Annotated in this window: 1 protein-coding gene; it reads left to right on the top strand. The window is 75.8% G+C overall.

The features are described 5' to 3' along the window. Positions 1 to 69 precede the first annotated feature (69 nt). Positions 70 to 18,642 (top strand): non-ribosomal peptide synthase/polyketide synthase, encoded by an 18,573-nt coding sequence (locus ACIQOE_RS20555; protein WP_401412829.1) that lies wholly within the window; start codon positions 70 to 72, stop codon positions 18,640 to 18,642. Positions 18,643 to 18,647 lie beyond the last annotated feature (5 nt).

Genomic DNA, 18,647 nt, shown 5'->3' on the forward strand with positions numbered 1-18,647 from the left:
TTCGGCGGCAGCCCGGGCCGTCCGCCTCCGCCCGCGCCGTATCGCCCTGCCCTCCGAAGGACTTCACCCATGACGGACCTGCACGACAAGCCCGCACCCGCGCCGCGGGACGACCACGCCGCCGAAGCACCGGACGGTGCCGTGTCCCCGGCGGTGCGGCCCTTCCCGACGCTCGGCGAACTGTTCGCCGCCTGGGTGTCCCGCACTCCGGACGCGCCGGCCCTCACCGACGGCCGGCGGGTCTGGAGCTACCGGGAACTGTCGCAGCGGGCCGACCGGATGGCCGGTCACATGCGGGGCCTGGGCGCTGGCCCGGACCGGGTGGTCGCCCTGGTCCTGCCGCGCTCCATGGAACTGGTCGCGGCCGAACTGGCCGTCGCCCGCTCGGGCGCCGTGTTCCTGCCCGTGGACCCCGCCTACCCGGCGGAGCGCCGGGCCCTGATGCTCGCCGACTCCGCGGCCGCCGTGGTCCTGGACGATCCCCGTCAGGCAGCGGACCTGCTGGAGCGGGAGCCCGCCGCACCACGGGACGCAACGGCCGCGCGAGCGGACGGCGGAGCCGACGTCGGCCCCGACCACGCCGCCTACGTCATCTACACCTCCGGCTCCACCGGAACGCCCAAAGGCGTCACGGTCACCCATCGCGGCGTCGGCGGCTTCACCGCCGCCGCCGGCGCTCAGTACGCGGTAGGCCCCGGCGACCGCGTCCTGCAGTTCTCCTCGCCCAGCTTCGACGCCTCCGTCCTGGAACTGTTCGTCTCCGTCCTGTCCGGCGCCACGCTGGTCGTCCCGCCCGAGGGCCCCTGGCTGGGCGAGGAACTCGCGGCCGTACTGGACCAGCACCGCATCACGCACGCCCTGATCCCGCCGGCGGCCCTCGCCACCCTGCCCGACCCGGCGGACGGCACCGGACGGTCCCTGACCACGCTCATCGTGGGGGCCGAGTCGTGCCCGGCCGCCCTCGTCGACCGGTGGGCACCCGGCCGACGCATGATCAACTCCTACGGTCCGACCGAGGCCACCATCGTCGCCACCTGGACCGGCCCGCTGACCGCCGGCTCGGGCACCCCCACCATCGGCCGGGCGCTGCCGCACACCCGCATCCACGTCCTGGACTCCGCGCTGCGGCCCGTACCGGACGGCACGAGCGGCGAACTGTTCATCGGCGGCGAGGCGGTGGCCCGCGGCTATCTGGGACGCCCGGGCCTGACCGCCGCCCGCTTCCTCGCCGACCCGGCGGGCCCGCCCGGCGCCCGGATGTACCGCACGGGCGACCGCGCCCGCCGGAGGGCCGACGGAGAGATCGAGTTCCTCGGCCGCGTCGACCGGCAGATAAAGATCCGCGGCTTCCGCATAGAACCGGGCGAGATCGAGGCCGCGCTGCGCCACGCCGACGGCGTCGAGGACGCCGTGGTCGTGGCCCGCGAGGACGAACCCGGCCGCCGGCGCCTGGTCGGCTACATCACCCCGGCGGGCCCCGGACCCCGCCCCGAACCGGCGGCCCTGCGCGCGGCCGTGGCCCGCACGCTCCCCGCGCACATGGTGCCCTCCGCCGTGGTCGTCCTGGACCGGCTGCCGCTCACCGCCCAGAACAAGATCGACCTGCGCGCCCTGCCCGCCCCCACCCGCACCGCCCCCGGCCGTGTCGCGCCGAGCACCCCCGCCGAGCGCGCCCTGGCCGCCGTCTGGGCCGACGTCCTCGGCGTGGCCGAGGTCGGCGTGACGGAGGACTTCCTCGACCTGGGCGGCGACTCGATCCTCGCCACCCGCGTTCTCGCCCGCGTCCGCGAGGAGCTGGGCGTCCGGCTGACCGTGCGGGACGTCTTCACCGCGCGGACCGTCGCCGCCCTGGCCACGCTGGCCGACGCCGGCTCCGCACGGCCCGGGGAACCGGTGCGCCCCGTACCGCGCGACGGCGCGCTGCCGCTGTCCAGCGCCCAGCGCAGGCTGTGGTTCCTGGACGACCTGAACGCCGGCGGAGCCGAGTACAACACCGGCACCGCCCTGCGGCTGCGCGGCACCCTGGATGCCCGGGCGCTGCGCCGCGCCCTGCTCCGCCTCGCGGCCCGCCACGACTCCTTGCGCACCACCTTCGCCTCGGTGGACGGCCGGGCCGAGCAGCACGTCGCGCCCCACCCCGACCTGCCGCTGCGGACCGCCGACCTCACCGCCGTGCCCGAGCACAAGCGCGCCGAGGCCGCCGAGCACGCTCTCACCGAGGAGCTGAGCCGCCCCTACGACCTGGCCGCCGGCCCGCTCACCCGGGCACTGCTGATCCGCCTCGCCGACGACGACCACCTGCTCCTCCTCGCCCAGCACCACATCGTCACCGACGGCTGGTCGGTGGGCGTCCTCACCCGTGAACTGGCCGCGCTGCACCACGCGGAGGCCACCGGCGAGCCCGACGGCCTGCCCGAACCCGTCGTCCAGTACCCGGACTTCGCCGTGTGGGAGCAGCGGCAGCACGCCACCGGCCCGCACTCCGCCGACCTCGCCTACTGGAAGCGGCACCTGTCGGGCCTGCAGCACCTCGAACTGCCGACCGACCGGGCCCGGCCGCCGGAGCGCACCACCGCCGGCGCCGCCCACCGCCACCACCTCACCGCCGACCTGGTGGCCCGGCTGCACCGCCTGGCCCGTGACCGGGGCACCACCCCGTTCACCCTGTACACCGCGGCCGCCGCCCTGCTCTTCTCCCGCTACTCCGGCCAGAGCGACGTGGCGTTCGGCACCGTCACCAACGGCCGGCCCCACCGCGAACTGGAGGACGTGGCAGGCTTCTTCGCCAACACGGTGGTGCTCCGTGGCGAGGTCGACGAACGCGCGACCGTCGACGGCTTCGTCGAGCGCATGCGCGCCACGGTGCTGGACGCCTTCGCCCACGACACGGTGCCCTTCGACCGGGTCGTCGAGGAACTCGCGCCGCCGCGCGACGCCAGCCGCACCCCGCTGGTGCAGGCCCTGGTCGTCCAGCAGACCGGACCCGTGCTCCCGCCACGCTCCGGCGGCGTGCGCTTCGAGGACCATCCGCTGCCCCGCCCGGCCGCCCGTTTCGACCTCGTCCTGGAGTTCGCCCCGGAGGCCGGTCCCGACGCCGGCTGCGCGCTCACCGTCGAGTACAACACCGACCTGTTCGACGCCCGGACCATCGCCCGGCTCGCCCGTCACCTGCACCGGCTGCTGGAGGGCCTGGCCGACGGCCCGGACCGCACCCTGTCGGAGCTGCCCATGCTCTCCGACGACGAACAGCGCACCCTCGTCGACGCCTGGAACCCGCCCGCGCTGCCCTCCGGGGCGACCGGTGACGCCACGCTCGCCGACCTGTTCCGGGCACAGGCGGCCCTGACCCCGGACCGGACCGCCGTCGTCAGCGGCCCCGACCGGCTCGACTACGCCGAGCTCGACCGGCGCTCGGACCGACTGGCCCGGCTGTTCGCCGGCCGCGGCGCGGGCCCGGAGTCCCTGGTGGCGCTGTGCCTGCCCCGCGACGCGGACCTGGTCACCGTCCTGTGGGCGGTCCTGAAGTGCGGCGCGGGCTACCTGCCCATCGACCCCGCGTACCCGGCCGACCGGGTCCGCTTCATGCTCGGCGACGCCCGGCCCGCCCTCGTCGTCGCCACCCGCGAGACCGCCCACGCCCTGCCCGGGACCTCCGCGCCCCTCCTGCTGGAGGACATCGCGCCCGAGAGCGGGGACACCGACCCGGGCACCGCCGTCCCCGTCCGCCCCCTCCTGCCGGACCACCCCGCCTACGTCATCTACACCTCCGGCTCCACGGGCCGCCCCAAGGGCGTCGTCGTCACCCACCGCGGCGTCGCCGCGCTGGCCGCCTGGGTCCGCGAGCGGTTCGGCGCCGACCGGCTGCGGCACGTCATCGCCTCCACCTCGCTGAACTTCGACGTCTCGGTCTTCGAGCTGCTGTGCCCGCTGACCACCGGCGGCACCGTCGAGGTCGTCGCCGATCTGCCGGCGCTCGCCGACGAGCCGGGCGTCCGCCGCGCCGGGCTGCTCAGCGGAGTGCCCTCCGTGGTCTCCCGCCTGGTCGCGGGCGGCACGCCGTCGGTCACCGCGGACACCGTCGTCCTGGCCGGCGAGGCCCTGTCGGCCCAGACCGCGCAGGAAGTGCGCGCCGCCATGCCCGGCAGCCAGGTCGCCAACATCTACGGCCCCACCGAGGCCACCGTGTACGCCACCGCCTGGTTCGGCGGCGAGCGGCTGCCCGACCAGGCGCCCCCGATCGGCCGCTCGGTGGCCCGCACCCGTACCTACGTCCTGGACCGCTTCCGGCGCCCGCAGCCGGTCGGCGTCACCGGCGAGCTGTACCTCGGCGGTCCCGGTCTGGCCCGCGGCTACCTGGGCCGCGCCGGTCTGACCGCCGCCCGCTTCGTCGCCGACCCGTTCGGCGCGCCGGGGGAGCGCATGTACCGCACCGGCGACCTGGTGCGCCGGCGCGCCGACGGCGACCTGGAGTACATCGGCCGGACCGACCAGCAGGTGAAGGTACGCGGCTTCCGCATCGAACTGGGCGAGGTCGAGGAGGCACTGCGCAGCTGCACGGGCATCGCCGAGGCCGCGGCCGTCGCCGCCGACGGCCACCGCCGCCTGGTCGGCTACGTCGTCCCGGCGCCGGGGGAGCGGGTCGAACCCGCGTCCGTACGACGTGAGTTGGGCCGCACGCTGCCGGACTACATGGTCCCCTCGACCGTCGTCGTGCTGGCCGCGCTGCCGCTCAGCCCCAACGGCAAACTGGACCGCGGCCGGCTGCCCGACCCGGGCCCCGCCGTGGACGCCGTACGGCACGTCGCCCCGCGCACGCGCACCGAGCGCACGCTCGCCGCGATCATGGCGGACGCGCTGCGGGTGGACCGGGTCGGCGTCGACGACAACTTCTTCGAACTCGGCGGCGACTCCATCGTCAGCATCCAGGTCGTCGCCCGCGCCCGTGCCGAGGGCCTGGCGATCACCTCCCGTGACGTCTACCGGCACCAGACCGTCGCCGCCCTCGCCCGCTGCGCCGACGCCGCCGCCCCCGTACGGGCCGCCGCCGTCCCACCCGAGGCCGCGACCGGCGCCGCGCCCCTCACCCCCATCCAGCACTGGCTGTTCGAGGCGCTGGGAGAGCGCGCCGGCCACTACGCCCAGGCGCTCACCGTGCAGGTGCCCGACGACGTGGACGAGACGGCGCTGGAGGACGCGCTGAACGACCTGGTCGCCCACCACGACGCCCTGCGCTCCCGCTTCACCCGGCACGAGGACGCCGCCGGAATCCGCTGGCACATCGCCGAGCGCGCCCCCCGCCTGCGGCTGGGCCGCCACACCGGACCCGACGGCGACACCCCGCACGCCGGCCCCTTCGACATCGCCCGAGGACCGCTGCTGCGGGCCGTGCTGCACGACCGGGGCCCCGGCCGCGGACCGGCCCTGCACCTCGCCGCGCACCATCTGGTGGTCGACGGCGTCTCCTGGCGACTGCTTCTCGAAGACCTCGACCGCGCCTACCGGGCCCGCCGGGCGGGCCGTGACGGTACGGGCGTGCTGTCCGCCCCGTCCTCGCCGCTGCGCCAGTGGGCCCGCCGGCTCGACGCGCACGCCCTCGACGGCGGCTTCGACGGCGAGACGGCGTACTGGGCCGGGGCCGTCTTCGGCGCGCGCGGCGAACTGCCCGCCGACCTGGCGGGCGCCGACACCTACGCCTCCGCCCGCGCCGTCACCGTACGCCTGAGCGCCGAGGACACCGCGGTCCTGCTGCGTACCCTGCCGGACACCTACCGCACGCAGGCCAACGACGTGCTGCTGGCCGCGCTGGGCCGGGCGCTGTGCGCCTGGAGCGGGCACGAGCGGGTGCTGGTCGACGTGGAGGGGCACGGCCGCGAGGAACTCTTCCCCGACATGGACATCAGCCGCACCCTCGGCTGGTTCACCACTCGCCACCCCCTCGCCCTCGGAGTGCCCGAGGACGCCGGCTGGGACGCCGTGCTCAAACAGGTCAAGGAACAGCTGCGGGCCGTCCCGCTGCACGGCCTGGGCCACGACGTGCTGCGCCGCCTGGCCGGACCCGCAGCGCAAAGCGCCCCCGCCGCGCAGGTCAGCTTCAACTACCTGGGCAGGATGGGTCTCCCGGACGGTCCCGACGGCCTGTGCCGGTCGGTGCTGCGGCCGCTGGAGCTGGACGCCGACCCCGACGCCCCCCGCCCGCACCCCCTGGAGCTCGTCGGCCGACTGGACGGCGACACCCTGGAGTTCCGCTGGTTCTACTCCGACCGGCTGCACCGCCGGGACACGGTCGAGGCCCTGGCGCGGCGCTACGCCGACGCGCTGGCCGACCTCGCCCGCCACGCCTCCAAGCCCGGCACCGCGGGACGCACCCCGTCCGACTTCCCGCTGGCCCGGCTCGACCAGCAGGCCGTGGACCACGTCACCGGCGACGACCCGGCCGCCGTCCAGGACGTCCTGCCCCTGACACCGACCCAGAGCGGCATGCTCTTCCACGGCGTCTCCCAGGACGACCGCGGCGTCTACCTCCAGCAGCTCACCTTCGCCCTGGACGGCGTACCCGAACCGCGGGCCCTCGCCGACGCCTGGCAGCGGGTGACCGAGCGCACCGAGGTGCTGCGCGGTCGCGCCGTCTGGGAGGACGTGCCCGAACCCCTCCTGGTCGTCGAGCGGCACGCCCCCGTGCCGGTCACCCACCTGGACTGGCGCCCGCTGACCCCCGAGGAGCGCGACGACCGGCTGCGGGAACTGCTGGCCCGCGACCGGGAGAACGGCATCGACCTGACCCGCGCCCCGCTCCAGCGCCTGGTGCTCGCCCGCGTCTCCGACACCGTGGTCCGCGTCGTGTGGACCTTCCACCACCTGGTCCTCGACGGCTGGAGCCTGTTCCAGGTGCTCTCCGACGTGTTCGCCCAGCACGCCGGGACCGCACCGGACGCCCTCCCGGAACGTCCTCCCTACCGGGACTACCTCACCTGGCTGGCCACCCGCGACCCGGACGAGGCCGAACGGCACTGGCGCGACCGCCTGTCCGGGCTGGACGAGGCCACCGCGCTGCCCTACGACCGCGAACCCCACGAGAGCCACCGCAGCGAGTCCACCCGCGAGGTGCGCGTCACCCTGCCCGCCGACGCCACCCGCGCGCTGGAAGGCCTCGCCCGGACCTCGGGCCTCACCCTCAACACCCTTGTCCAGGGCGCCTGGGCCGTGCTGCTGGCCCGCTACGCGGGACGCGACGAGGTCGTCTTCGGCACCACCGTCTCCGGCCGCCCGGCCGAACTGCCCGGCGCGGACGCCATGACCGGCCTCTTCATCACCACCCTGCCCACCCGCGTCGCCGTCCCCGCGCAGGGAACGCTGCTGGAATGGCTGCGCGGGCTCCAGCGGGACCAGAGCGAGGACCGCCGCTTCGACCACCTGCCCCTCACCCGGATGCGCGCCCTCACCGGGCTGCCCGAGCGGACGAACCTGTTCGAGTCCATCGTCGTCTTCGAGAACTACCCGGTGGACGACGGCCTCGCCGCCGCCCACGGGCTGCGGCTGACCGGCCTGGAGGGCGTCGAGAGCACCAATTACCCGCTCAGCCTGGTCGCCTACCCGGGCACCGAGCTGACCCTGCGTCTCGGCTACGACCCGCGACTGTTCGACGCCGACACCGTCCACCGGACCGCCGAGTACCTCTCCGCCCTGCTGACCGGCATGCCGGACTCGGCCGCGCTCCCGCCCGCCCGGCTGCCGCTGCTCACCCCGCGGCGCCGCACCCAGGTGCTCGACGAATGGAACGCCACCGCCGCCGAGTCGCCCGACACCACGGTCGCCGGCCTGTTCGCGGCCCAGGCCGCCCGAACCCCCGACGCCGTCGCCCTGGAGGCCGGGGACGAGCGCCTCACCTACGGGGAACTCGACGAGCGGGCGGCCGCGACGGCCGCCCTGCTGACCGGCCTCGGCGTGCGCGCCGAGCGCCCGGTCGGCGTGCTGATGGACCGCTCGATCCACCTGATCGTCACCCAGCTCGCCCTGGTCCGCACCGGCGGGGTCTGCGTCCCGCTGGACGGCCGCGCCCCGGCCGGCCGGCTGCGCCGCATCCTGGCCGAAGCGGGAGCGGAGCTGCTGCTCACCGACGCCGCCTGGGAGAGCACGGCGCACGAGACGCTGCCCGACGGCGAGGTCGTACGCGCCGACACCCCGGCGGCGTCCGCCCCCCGCACGCCTGCCGCCGTCCCCGTGCACCCCGACAACGTGCAGTACGTCATGTTCACCTCCGGATCCACCGGCGTGCCCAAGGGCGTGGCGGTACGGCAGCGGGACGTGGCCGCGCTCGCCCTGGACCGCTGCTTCGACGGCCACGACCGGGTCCTCGTGCACTCCCCGCACGCCTTCGACGCCACCACCTACGAAGTGTGGGTCCCGCTGCTGCGCGGCGGCACGGCCGTCCTCGCCCCGCAGGCCGATCTCGACGCGGCGGCGGTACGCCACGCCGTACGGGACCAGAAGGTGAGCCACCTGTGGCTGACCTCCGGCCTGTTCCGTCTCCTCGCCCAGGACGACCCCGGCTGCCTGAGCGGCGCCCGCCAGGTGTGGACCGGCGGCGAGGCCGTGCCCGGCGCGGCCGTCCGCCGCGTCCTGGACGCCTGCCCCGGACTGACCGTGGTGGACGGCTACGGCCCCACGGAGACCACCACGTTCGCCACCTGCCGCCCCTTCCGCGCCGGCGATCCGCTGCCCGCCGTCCTGCCCATCGGCCGCCCGCTGCGGAACACCCGCGTCCACGTCCTGGACGCCGCCCTGCGTCCACAGCCCCCGGGCATCCCCGGCGAGCTGTACATCGCGGGCGCAGGACTGGCCCGGGGCTACGTCGGGCGCCCCGGCGCGACCGCCGCCCGCTACGTCGCCGACCCGTTCGGCCCGCCCGGCACCCGGATGTACCGCACCGGCGACGTGGTGCGCTGGAGCGGCGAGGGCGAGCTGCACTTCGTCGGCCGGACCGACGACCAGATCAAGATCCGCGGCTTCCGTGTGGAACCCGCCGAGATCGAGGCCCGGCTCACCGCGCACCCGGACCTCGCCGAAGCGGTCGTCCGCCTCCATCAGGACGGCGGACGCAAGCGCCTGGCCGCCTACGTCGTCCCGGCCGCCGGCGCGACGGTGCCCACCGCCGCGCGACTGCGCGCCCACCTGGCGGACGGACTGCCCGACTACATGGTGCCCGCCGCCTTCGTCACCGTGTCCGAACTCCCGCTCACCGCCAACGGCAAGGTCGACCGGCACCGGCTGCCCGCCCCCGACTGGTCGGCCGGAGCCGACCGGGCCTACCGCCCCCCGCGCGGCAGGGCCGAAGAACTCCTGGCCGGCATCTGGGCCGAACTGCTCGGCGTGCGGCAGGTCGGCGCCGACGACAACTTCTTCATGCTCGGCGGCGACTCCATCCTCAGCATCCAGGTCGCCTCCCGCGCCCGGACGGCGGGACTGGCCCTCACCCCGCGCGAGGTGTTCCGGCACCCCACCGTGGCCGAACTGGCCGCCGTCAGCGGCACCGCCACCCGGGTCGCGGGCGCCGAACCGCTCAGCGGCGAAGCCGGACTGACCCCGATCCAGCACTGGTTCCTCGATCCGCGCCCCGCCCACGCCGAGTTCTTCAACCAGTCCGTCGTCGTGGAAGCGCCCGCCCCCGTCGACCCGGCCGCCCTGCGCGACGCCCTGACCGCCCTGTGGACGCACCACGACGCGCTGCGCGCCCGGTTCACCGACACCCGGCCCGCCGACGGGAGCGCCGGTGAGGACTCCTGGCGCCAGCACGTCACCCCCGCCGACGCCCCCGTACCCGACCTCCTGCAGGTCTGCCCGCTCGACCCGCGCGCCGACGACGGCAGCGCCGAACGGGCCGAGGCCGAGCTGACGGCCGCGGCGCACGCCGGACTCCGCCCGGAGACCGGACCGCTGCTCACCGCCCGCCTGTTCACCGCCGACGGCGCCCGCCCGGACCGGCTGCTGCTGGCCGTGCACCACCTGGTCGTCGACGGCGTCTCCTGGCGCGTGCTGCTGGAGGACCTGGAGACCGCCTACCGGCAGGCCGTCGCCGGCGAGCCCGTACGGCTTCCCGCGCGCACCACCTCCGTGAAGGAGTGGGCCGAGCGGCTCCGCGCCCGTCAGGGCGAGTTCGCCGCTCACCTCGACCACTGGGAGCACGTCGCCTGGCACTGCGCCCTCCCGCTGCCCGCGGACGGCGACGGCTCCAACACCGCGGCCGACGTCGACGAGGTGACCGTACGCCTGGACGCCGTCCGCACCACCGCCCTGCTGCGCGAGGTCCCCGGCGTCTACGGCACCCGCGTCGACGACGTCCTCCTCGCCGCGCTCGGCCGGGTGCTCGCCCGGTGGAGCGGCCACGACACCGTCGCCGTCGGCCTGGAAGGGCACGGGCGCGAGGACCAGCTCTTCGAGGACATCGACCTGTCCCGCACGGTCGGCTGGTTCACCTCGCTCTACCCCGTCGCCCTCAGCGTTCCCGCGGCCGACTGGGGAACGGCGCTGAAATCGGTCAAGGAACAGCTGCGCGCCGTCCCCGAACGGGGCCTCGGCTACGGCGTCCTGCGTCACCTCGCCCACGACCCACGGCTCACCGGCACCCCCGTGCCCGCCGTCAGCTTCAACTACCTGGGCCGCTTCGACTGGACCGCCGCCGACGCCGCCCTGGTGGGCGCGGTGCCCGGCGGTCTCGGCGGCGCCGAGGCGCCCGGCACCGAGCGCCCCCACCTGCTGGACGTGGTCGCCCGCGTCGAGGACGGGCAGCTGGAGATCACCTGGTACCACAGCCGGACACGCCACCACCAGGACACCGTCACCCGGCTCGCCCGGGCCATGCTGGGCGCGGTCGAGGACATCGTCGCCCACTGCGCCCGCCCCGAGGCGGGCGGCCGCACCCCGTCGGACTTCCCCCTGGCCCGCCTGGACCAGGCGGCCGTGGACCACGTCTGCGGGGACGGACGCGACGTCGCCGACGTGTACCCGCTCACGCCCATGCAGGCAGGCATGCTCTTCCACAGCCTGCTCGACCCCGACGGCCGCACCTACGTCAACCAGGTGCAACTGGTGCTGCACGGCGTCACCGACCCGCTGCTGCTCGCCGAGGCGTGGCAGCGCACCGCCGACGCAAACCCGGCCCTGCGCACCCGCCTGGTGTGGCAGGACACCCCCGAACCGCTCCAGGTCGTCCAGCACCGCGCCACCGTGCCCGTCGCCCACCACGACTGGACCACGCTTCCCGACGGCCGGCGCGCGCACGAACTCGACAGGCTGCTCGCCAAGGACCGGGAGGCAGGCGTCGACCTCGCCTCCGCGCCCCTGATGCGGGTGACCCTGATCCGGCTCGCCGAGGACCGGGTGCGGATGGTGTGGACCTTCCACCACGTCCTGCTCGACGGCTGGAGCGCCGCCCAGGTCTTCGACGAGGTCTGCGAACGCTATGCCGCCCTCGCCGCCGGAGCCGTCCCCGACGTGCCCGACCGCAGGCCGTTCACCGCGTACCTGCGCTGGCTGACCGCCCAGGACGCCGGCCGGGCCGAACGGTACTGGCGCGGCGCCCTCGCCGGCTTCGCCGCCCCCACCGAACTGCCCCGCGACCGGCGGGCCGCCGGCGCCCACCGCGACTCCTCGTCCGGCACGGTGCTGGTCACCCTGGACGCCGGGGCCACAGGGCGGCTGCGGGAGACCGCGCAGCAGGCGGGCCTGACCGTCAACACCGTTCTCCAGGGAGCCTGGGCGCTGCTGCTGTCCCGCTACGGCGGTGGCGACGACGTCGTCTTCGGCACGACCGTCTCCGGGCGGCCCGCCGAACTGCCCGGCGTCACCTCGATGGTGGGCCTGTTCATCAACACGCTGCCCACGCGGATCCGGGTGGACGGACGCCGTCCGCTGCCGGAGTGGCTCCGCGAACTCCAGGCCGCCCAGTCCGAGGCGCGCCGCCACGAGTTCGTGTCACTCGCCCAGCTGCAGGCCTGGAGCGAGATCCCCGGCGGCAGCGGCCTGTTCGACTCCATCGTGGTCTTCGAGAACTACCCCTTCGACGAGAACGCGCTGCACCGGCACGGCCTGGCCGTGGAGCAGGAACGCGACCTGGAGCCGACCAACTACGCGCTCAGCGTGGTCGTCGCGCCCGGCCGCACTCTGTCCGTCCACCTCGACTACGACCCCGCCGCCTTCGACGCCGCCACCGTCGCGGGGCTCGGCGAGAGCCTGCGCACCCTGCTGACCGCGATGGCCGCCGACCTCGACGTCCGCCTGGCCGACCTTCCGCTCCTGGACGCCGAGCGCGGCCCCGACCTGCTCGCCCGGTACGGCGGAACGCCCGCGCCCGCGCCGCACGGCACCCTGCCGCAGGCGTTCGCGCGCCAGGCGGAGCGCACCCCCGAGGCCCTCGCGGTCCGCAGCGGCGACCGGCTCCTCACCTACCGCGAACTCGACGAGCGCTCCAACCGGCTGGCCCGCCGCCTCATCGCCGCCGGCGCGGGCCCCGAGAGGTTCGTCGCCGTGTGCCTGCCGCGTACCGCGGACCTCGTGGTGGCGCTGCTGGCCGTCCTCAAGAGCGGCGCCGCCTACCTTCCGGTGGACCCCCAGTACCCGGCCGAGCGCGTCGCGTTCCTCCTGGACGACGTACGCCCGGACGCGGTGATCACCGGCGCCACCACCGCCGGACGGCTGCCGCAGGGACCGTGCACCCGGATCGTGCTCGACGACGCGGCGGACTTCGACGCGCTGTCCGCCGCCCCCGTGGGCGACCACGAACGGCGTGGCCCCCTGCTGCCCGCCCACCCCGCCTACGTCATCCACACCTCCGGCTCCACCGGCATCCCCAAGGGCGTCGTCGTCGCCCACACCTCGGTGCTGGCCCTGACCGACTGGGCCGCCGCCGAGTTCACCGGCCGGGGCCTCGCGCACGTGGTGGCGTCCACCTCGCTCAACTTCGACGTGTCCGTCTTCGAGATCTTCTCTCCGCTGCTGTCCGGCGGCTGTGTGGAGGTGGTGCGCGACCTCCTCGCCCTCGCCGAGCGCCGTGAGCCCTGGCGCGCCGGACTGCTCAGCGCGGTTCCCTCCGCCCTGGACCGGCTGCTCGCCGAGGGCGCCGTGCACGTCGACGCGGACACCGTGGTGCTCGCGGGGGAGGGGCTGCCCGCTCGCACCGTCCGCCGGGTGCGGGAGGCGGTCCCCGGCTGCGAGGTCCGCAACATCTACGGGCCCACCGAGGCCACCGTCTACGCCACCGCCTTCACCTGCGACCCCGCCGACCCCGACCGCGACCCGCCGATCGGCAGGCCCGTCGGCGCCACCCGCGCCTACGTCCTGGACGAGCGGCTGCGCCCGGTCCCCGTCGGCGCCCCGGGTGAGCTGTTCCTCGCGGGCGCCGGCGTCGCCCGCGGCTATCTGCGCCGGCCCGGTCTGACCGCGTCCCGGCTCCTGGCCGACCCCTACGGGCCGCCCGGCAGCCGGATGTACCGCACCGGCGACCGGGTGCGCTGGAGCACCGACGGCCAGCTCGTCTACCTCGGCCGCGACGACGACCAGGTCAAGGTGCGCGGGTTCCGCATCGAACTCGGAGAGGTGGAGGCCGCCCTGTCCCGCCACCCGGCGGTCGCCCAGGCGGCGGCCCGGGTCGTCGAGCGCGACGGCCATCGCCGTCTGGTGGGCTACGCCGTGCCCCGCGACACCGGCCTGCCGGACGCCGCCGAACTGCGCGCCTTCCTCGCCCGCAGCCTGCCGGACCATCTCGTGCCCGCTGCCGTGGTCCCGCTGGAGCGACTGCCGCTCGGTGTCACCGGCAAGCTCGACCGCGGGGCGCTGCCCGACCCGGAGTGGGCCGCCGCCGTCCAGGGGGTCCGGCGGATGCCGAGCACCCCCGCGGAGCGGACCCTCGCCGCCATCTGGGCCGACGTCCTCGGGGTGCCCGAGGTCGGGGCCGACGACAACTACTTCACCCTCGGCGGCGACTCCATCCTCGGCATCCAGATCGTCTCCGCCGCCCGCCGGGCAGGCCTCGCCCTCACCCCCCGGCACCTGTTCACCCACCAGAGCCTCGCCGAACTCGCCGCCGTCTCCGCGCAGGTGCCCACCCGGGCGGCCGTCGCCGAACAGGGCCCGGTGAGCGGCGACATCCCGCTCACCCCCGTACAGCACTGGCTGCTCGACACCCTGCCCGGCGACCCCGGCCACTTCACCCAGGCCGTCTCCCACCACCTGTCCCACGACCCCGACGAGAGCCTGCTGCGCGGTGCCCTGGCAGCCCTGCTGGACCATCACGACGCGCTGCGACTGCGTTTCCCGGCGGACGGCGACGGAGGGCGGCGCCAGCACGCCGACCCGCCGGGCGCCGCCCCGCACCTGGAGGTCCACGAGACCGCGCCGGCCCCTGACGCGGTGGACGCCCTCGCCGCCGGCTTCGACCTGGCCGCAGGACCGCTGCTGCGGGCCGCGCTGTACCGGCCCGGGGACGGCGGACGGCCGGTGCTGGTGCTGGCGGCACACCACCTCGTCGTGGACGCGGTGTCCTGGCGGATCCTCCTGGAGGACCTGGATGCCGCCTACCGCGCCCTGGCCGCGGGCGAACGCCCGAGCCTCGGCGCCAAGGGCACCTCCTTCGCCGCCTGGGCCCGGCGGCTGACCGCGCACACCGTCTCCGGCGGCTTCGACGCCGAACTCGCCCACTGGCGCGGCCTCGACACCGGCACCCGCCTGCCCACCGACGGAGCCGGCCGCAACACCGCCGCCGAGGAACGCGACGTCACGGCCGGCCTGGACGAGGACGACACCCGCCGGCTGCTCCAGGACGTGCCCGAGGTCTACCGCACCCGGATCAACGACGTCCTGCTGTACGCACTGGGCCGCGTCCTGACCCGCTGGACCGGACGCGACCGGGTCGCGGTCACGCTGGAGGGCCACGGCCGCGAGGACTTGTTCGAGGACGTCGACCTGGCCCGCACCGTCGGCTGGTTCACCACCCTGTACCCGGTCGCCCTCGACGTGCCCCGCGACGCGGACACCGGCGCCGCCCTGAAGGCCGTCAAGGAGAGCCTGCGGGCCGTACCGCACGGCGGCGTCGGCCACGGCGCCCTGCGCTTCCTGCACCCGACGGCCGCCACGGGACTGCCCGGACTCCCGGAGATCTGCTTCAACTACCTGGGACGGCAGGACGCCGGCACACCCCCGGGCGGGCTGCTGCACACGCCGTACCGGGGGCTCACCGGCGGTACGGACCGGACGGCCGAGCGGCCGTACCTGCTGGACGTGCTGGGCCGGGTCAGCGGCGGCCGGCTGGAGTTCACCTGGTCGTACTCCCACGAGGTGCACCACCGCGAGACCGTCGCCCGCCTCGCCGCGGAACTGGCCGCCGAGCTGCGCGCCGTCGTCCGGCACTGCGCGGAACCCGGCGCCGGCGGCCGCACCCCGTCCGACTTTCCGCTGGCCCGCCTGGACCAGGCCGCCGTCGACCGGCTCGTCGGCACGGGCACCGGCATCGCCGACGTCTACCCCCTCACCCCCACCCAGACCGGGATGGTCGTGCACGGCCTGGACGACGCCGAACACGGCCTGTACGTCGAGCAGATCACCTTCGTCGCGGACGGCGCCCGCGACCCCGGCGTCCTCGCCGACGCCTGGCGGCACGTCGTGGACCGCACCCCCGTGCTGCGCACCTCCGTGGCCCTGCGCGACCTGCCCGTGCCCCTCCAGATCGTCCACCGGCACGTCACCCTGCCCGTCACCGAACTCGACTGGAGCGCCGTACCGGACGAGCGGCGCCCGGCGGAGCTGGAACGGCTGCTCGCCGGCGAACGCGAGCGCGGCCTCGCCCTGGACCGGGCCCCGCTGCTGCGCGTCACCCTGATCCGGCTCGGGCCGGACTCCGTGCGCGTGGTGTGGACGTTCCACCACGTCCTGCTGGACGGCTGGAGTGTCTTCCACGTCCTGTCCGACGTCATGGCCGCGCACGCCGCCCTCGCCCGGGGCGAGCTGCCCCGGCTGCCCGAGCGCAGGCCGTTCGCCGACTACGCCGCCTGGCTGGCCGGCCAGGACACCTCCCGCGCCCGCGAGCACTGGAGCGGCGTCCTCGCGGACCTCGCCGCCCCCACCCCGCTGCCGTACGACCGCAGGCCCGCCCCCGGACGCCCCGCCCGCTCCGGCACCTGGCTCTCGCACCGCCTCGGCACCGAGGACACGAAACGGCTCCAGGAATTCGCCCGGCGCCACCGCCTCACGCTCAACACCGTCGCGCAGGGCGCCTGGGCCCTGCTGCTGGCGCGCTGGAGCGGGGAGGACCAGGTGTGCTTCGGCGCCACCGTCTCCGGCCGCCCCGCCGACCTGCCCGGCGCCGACACCGTCACCGGCCTGTTCATCACCACCCTGCCCGCCCGGATCGCCGTCGACACCTCCGCCACCTGCGGGGCCTGGCTGCGCGCCGTGCAGGAGGCCAGGGCCGAGGACCGCCGCTTCGAGCACATGCCGCTGGGCGAACTGCGCGGTCTGACACACCTGCCGCCCGGCACCGAGATGTTCGACTCGCTGATGGTCTTCGAGAACTACCCGGTCGGTGACGCCACCGCGGGCGCCCACGGCCTCACCGTCCGCGACCTGGACGCCAGGGAGGCCACCAACTACCCCCTCACCGTCGTCGTCTCCCCGGGCGACCGGCTCGCCGTCGAACTCGGCTACGACGAGCGGTGCTTCGACGCCGCCACCGCCGGCTCGCTGGCCGGGCAACTGCTGCACACCCTGCGCGCCGTGGCCGGCGCCGACGACACCGTGACGCCGGACGACATCGACGTCCTGCCGCCCGCGCTGCGCGCCCAGGTGCTGCACCAGCCGAAACGGCCGGACCTCGCCCCGCCGCCCCCGGCCCTGCTGGCCGACCTGATCGAGGCCGCCGCGGACCGCACTCCGGACGCGCCCGCGCTCACCGAAGGCGGACGGCTGCTGACCTTCGCCGAGACCGACGCCCGCGCCAGTACGCTCGCCCACCGGCTCATCGCCCGCGGCGCGGGCCCCGGCGGCCTCGTGGCCCTGGTCCTGCCGCGCTCGGCCGACATGGTGCTGGCCCAGCTCGCCGTGCTCAAGGCAGGCGCGGCGTTCCTGCCCGTGGACCCCGGCTACCCGCCGGAGCGGATCGCGCTGATGCTGCGCGACGCGGCACCCGCCCTCACCCTGGACGCCGGTGAGGTCGCCGGCCTGCTGGCCGCGACCGGGAACGAGGCGCCCGCCCACCGGCCCACCGACGCCGACCGCACCCGCCCCCTCCATCTGGAGGACCCCGCCTACGTCATCTACACCTCCGGCTCGACCGGCCGCCCCAAGGGCGTCGTCGTCACGCACCGCGGGCTCGCCGCGTTCTGCGCCGCCGAGGCCGCCCACTACCAGGTGTCCGAGGGCGACCGCGTCCTCGCCTTCGCCACACCGAGCTTCGACGCGTCCGTGCTGGAGCTGTGCATGTCCCTGCCGCACGGCGCCGGCCTGGTCGTACCCCGCACGGGCCCGCTGCTCGGCGCGGAACTGGCCGACGTGCTGCGCGCGGGGCGGATCACGCACACGCTGCTGCCGCCGGCCGCGCTGGCCACCGTACCCGCCGACGTCCCCGGCACCCTGGGCGACCTGAAGACGCTGATCGTCGGCGCCGACACCTGCGGCGCCGACCTCGTCGCCCGGTGGGCGCCGCACCACCGCATGGTCAACTCCTACGGCCCCACCGAGGCCACCGTCGTCGCCCTGTGGTCCGCGCCCCTGCGGGCCGACGGCGCGGCGCCCCCGATCGGCCGCCCGCTGCCCGCCACCGGCGCCTACGTCCTGGACGCCCGACGGCGCCCGGTCCCCGACGGCGTGCCCGGCGAACTCTGGCTGAGCGGCCCCGGCCTCGCCCGCGGCTACCTCGGCAGGCCCGGCCTCACCGCGGCCCGGTTCGCCGCCGATCCGTTCGGCCCGCCCGGCACCCGGATGTACCGCACCGGCGACCTGGTGCGCCGCGACGCCCGCGGCGAGACCCACTACCTGGGGCGGACCGACCACCAGCTCAAGCTGCGCGGCCACCGCATCGAGGCCGGCGAGGTCGAAGCCGCGCTGGTCGCCCACCCGGCCGTCCTGGACGCGGTGGTGAGCGTCCGCGAGGACGAACCGGGCTCGCCCCGCCTGGTCGCCCACCTGCTCACCGCGCCCGGTCACGACACCCCCGCCCCGGCCGAACTGCGCGCCCTGGCCGCCCGCACCCTGCCCGCCGCCATGATCCCCTCGGCGTTCGTGGCGCTGCCGCGCTTCCCGCTCACCGAGAACGGCAAGACCGACCGGTCCGCGCTGCCCGCCCCGGCGACGGCCCCCGAGGAGAAACCGGCGGGTCACGTGCCCCCGCGCACGCCCACCGAGGAGGTGCTGGCCGGGATCTGGGAGGAGGCGCTCGGCACGACGGTGGGCGCCGAGGACGACTACTTCCTGCTCGGCGGCGACTCCTTGCGCGCCCTGCTCATCGCCTCCCGGGCCAACGACGCGTTCGGCACCGAGCTGACCCCCCGGGACGTCCTGACCTCCGGCACCGTCGCCACCCTGGCGGAGCTGGTCGAGGAACAGGTGCTCAGCGAACTCGAAGACGCCGCGTACGGCGGCCACGACTCCGACGAACGGTGAGGATC

Source organism: Streptomyces sp. NPDC091282, from assembly GCF_044757385.1.
GTDB classification, from domain to species: domain Bacteria; phylum Actinomycetota; class Actinomycetes; order Streptomycetales; family Streptomycetaceae; genus Streptomyces; species Streptomyces gramineus.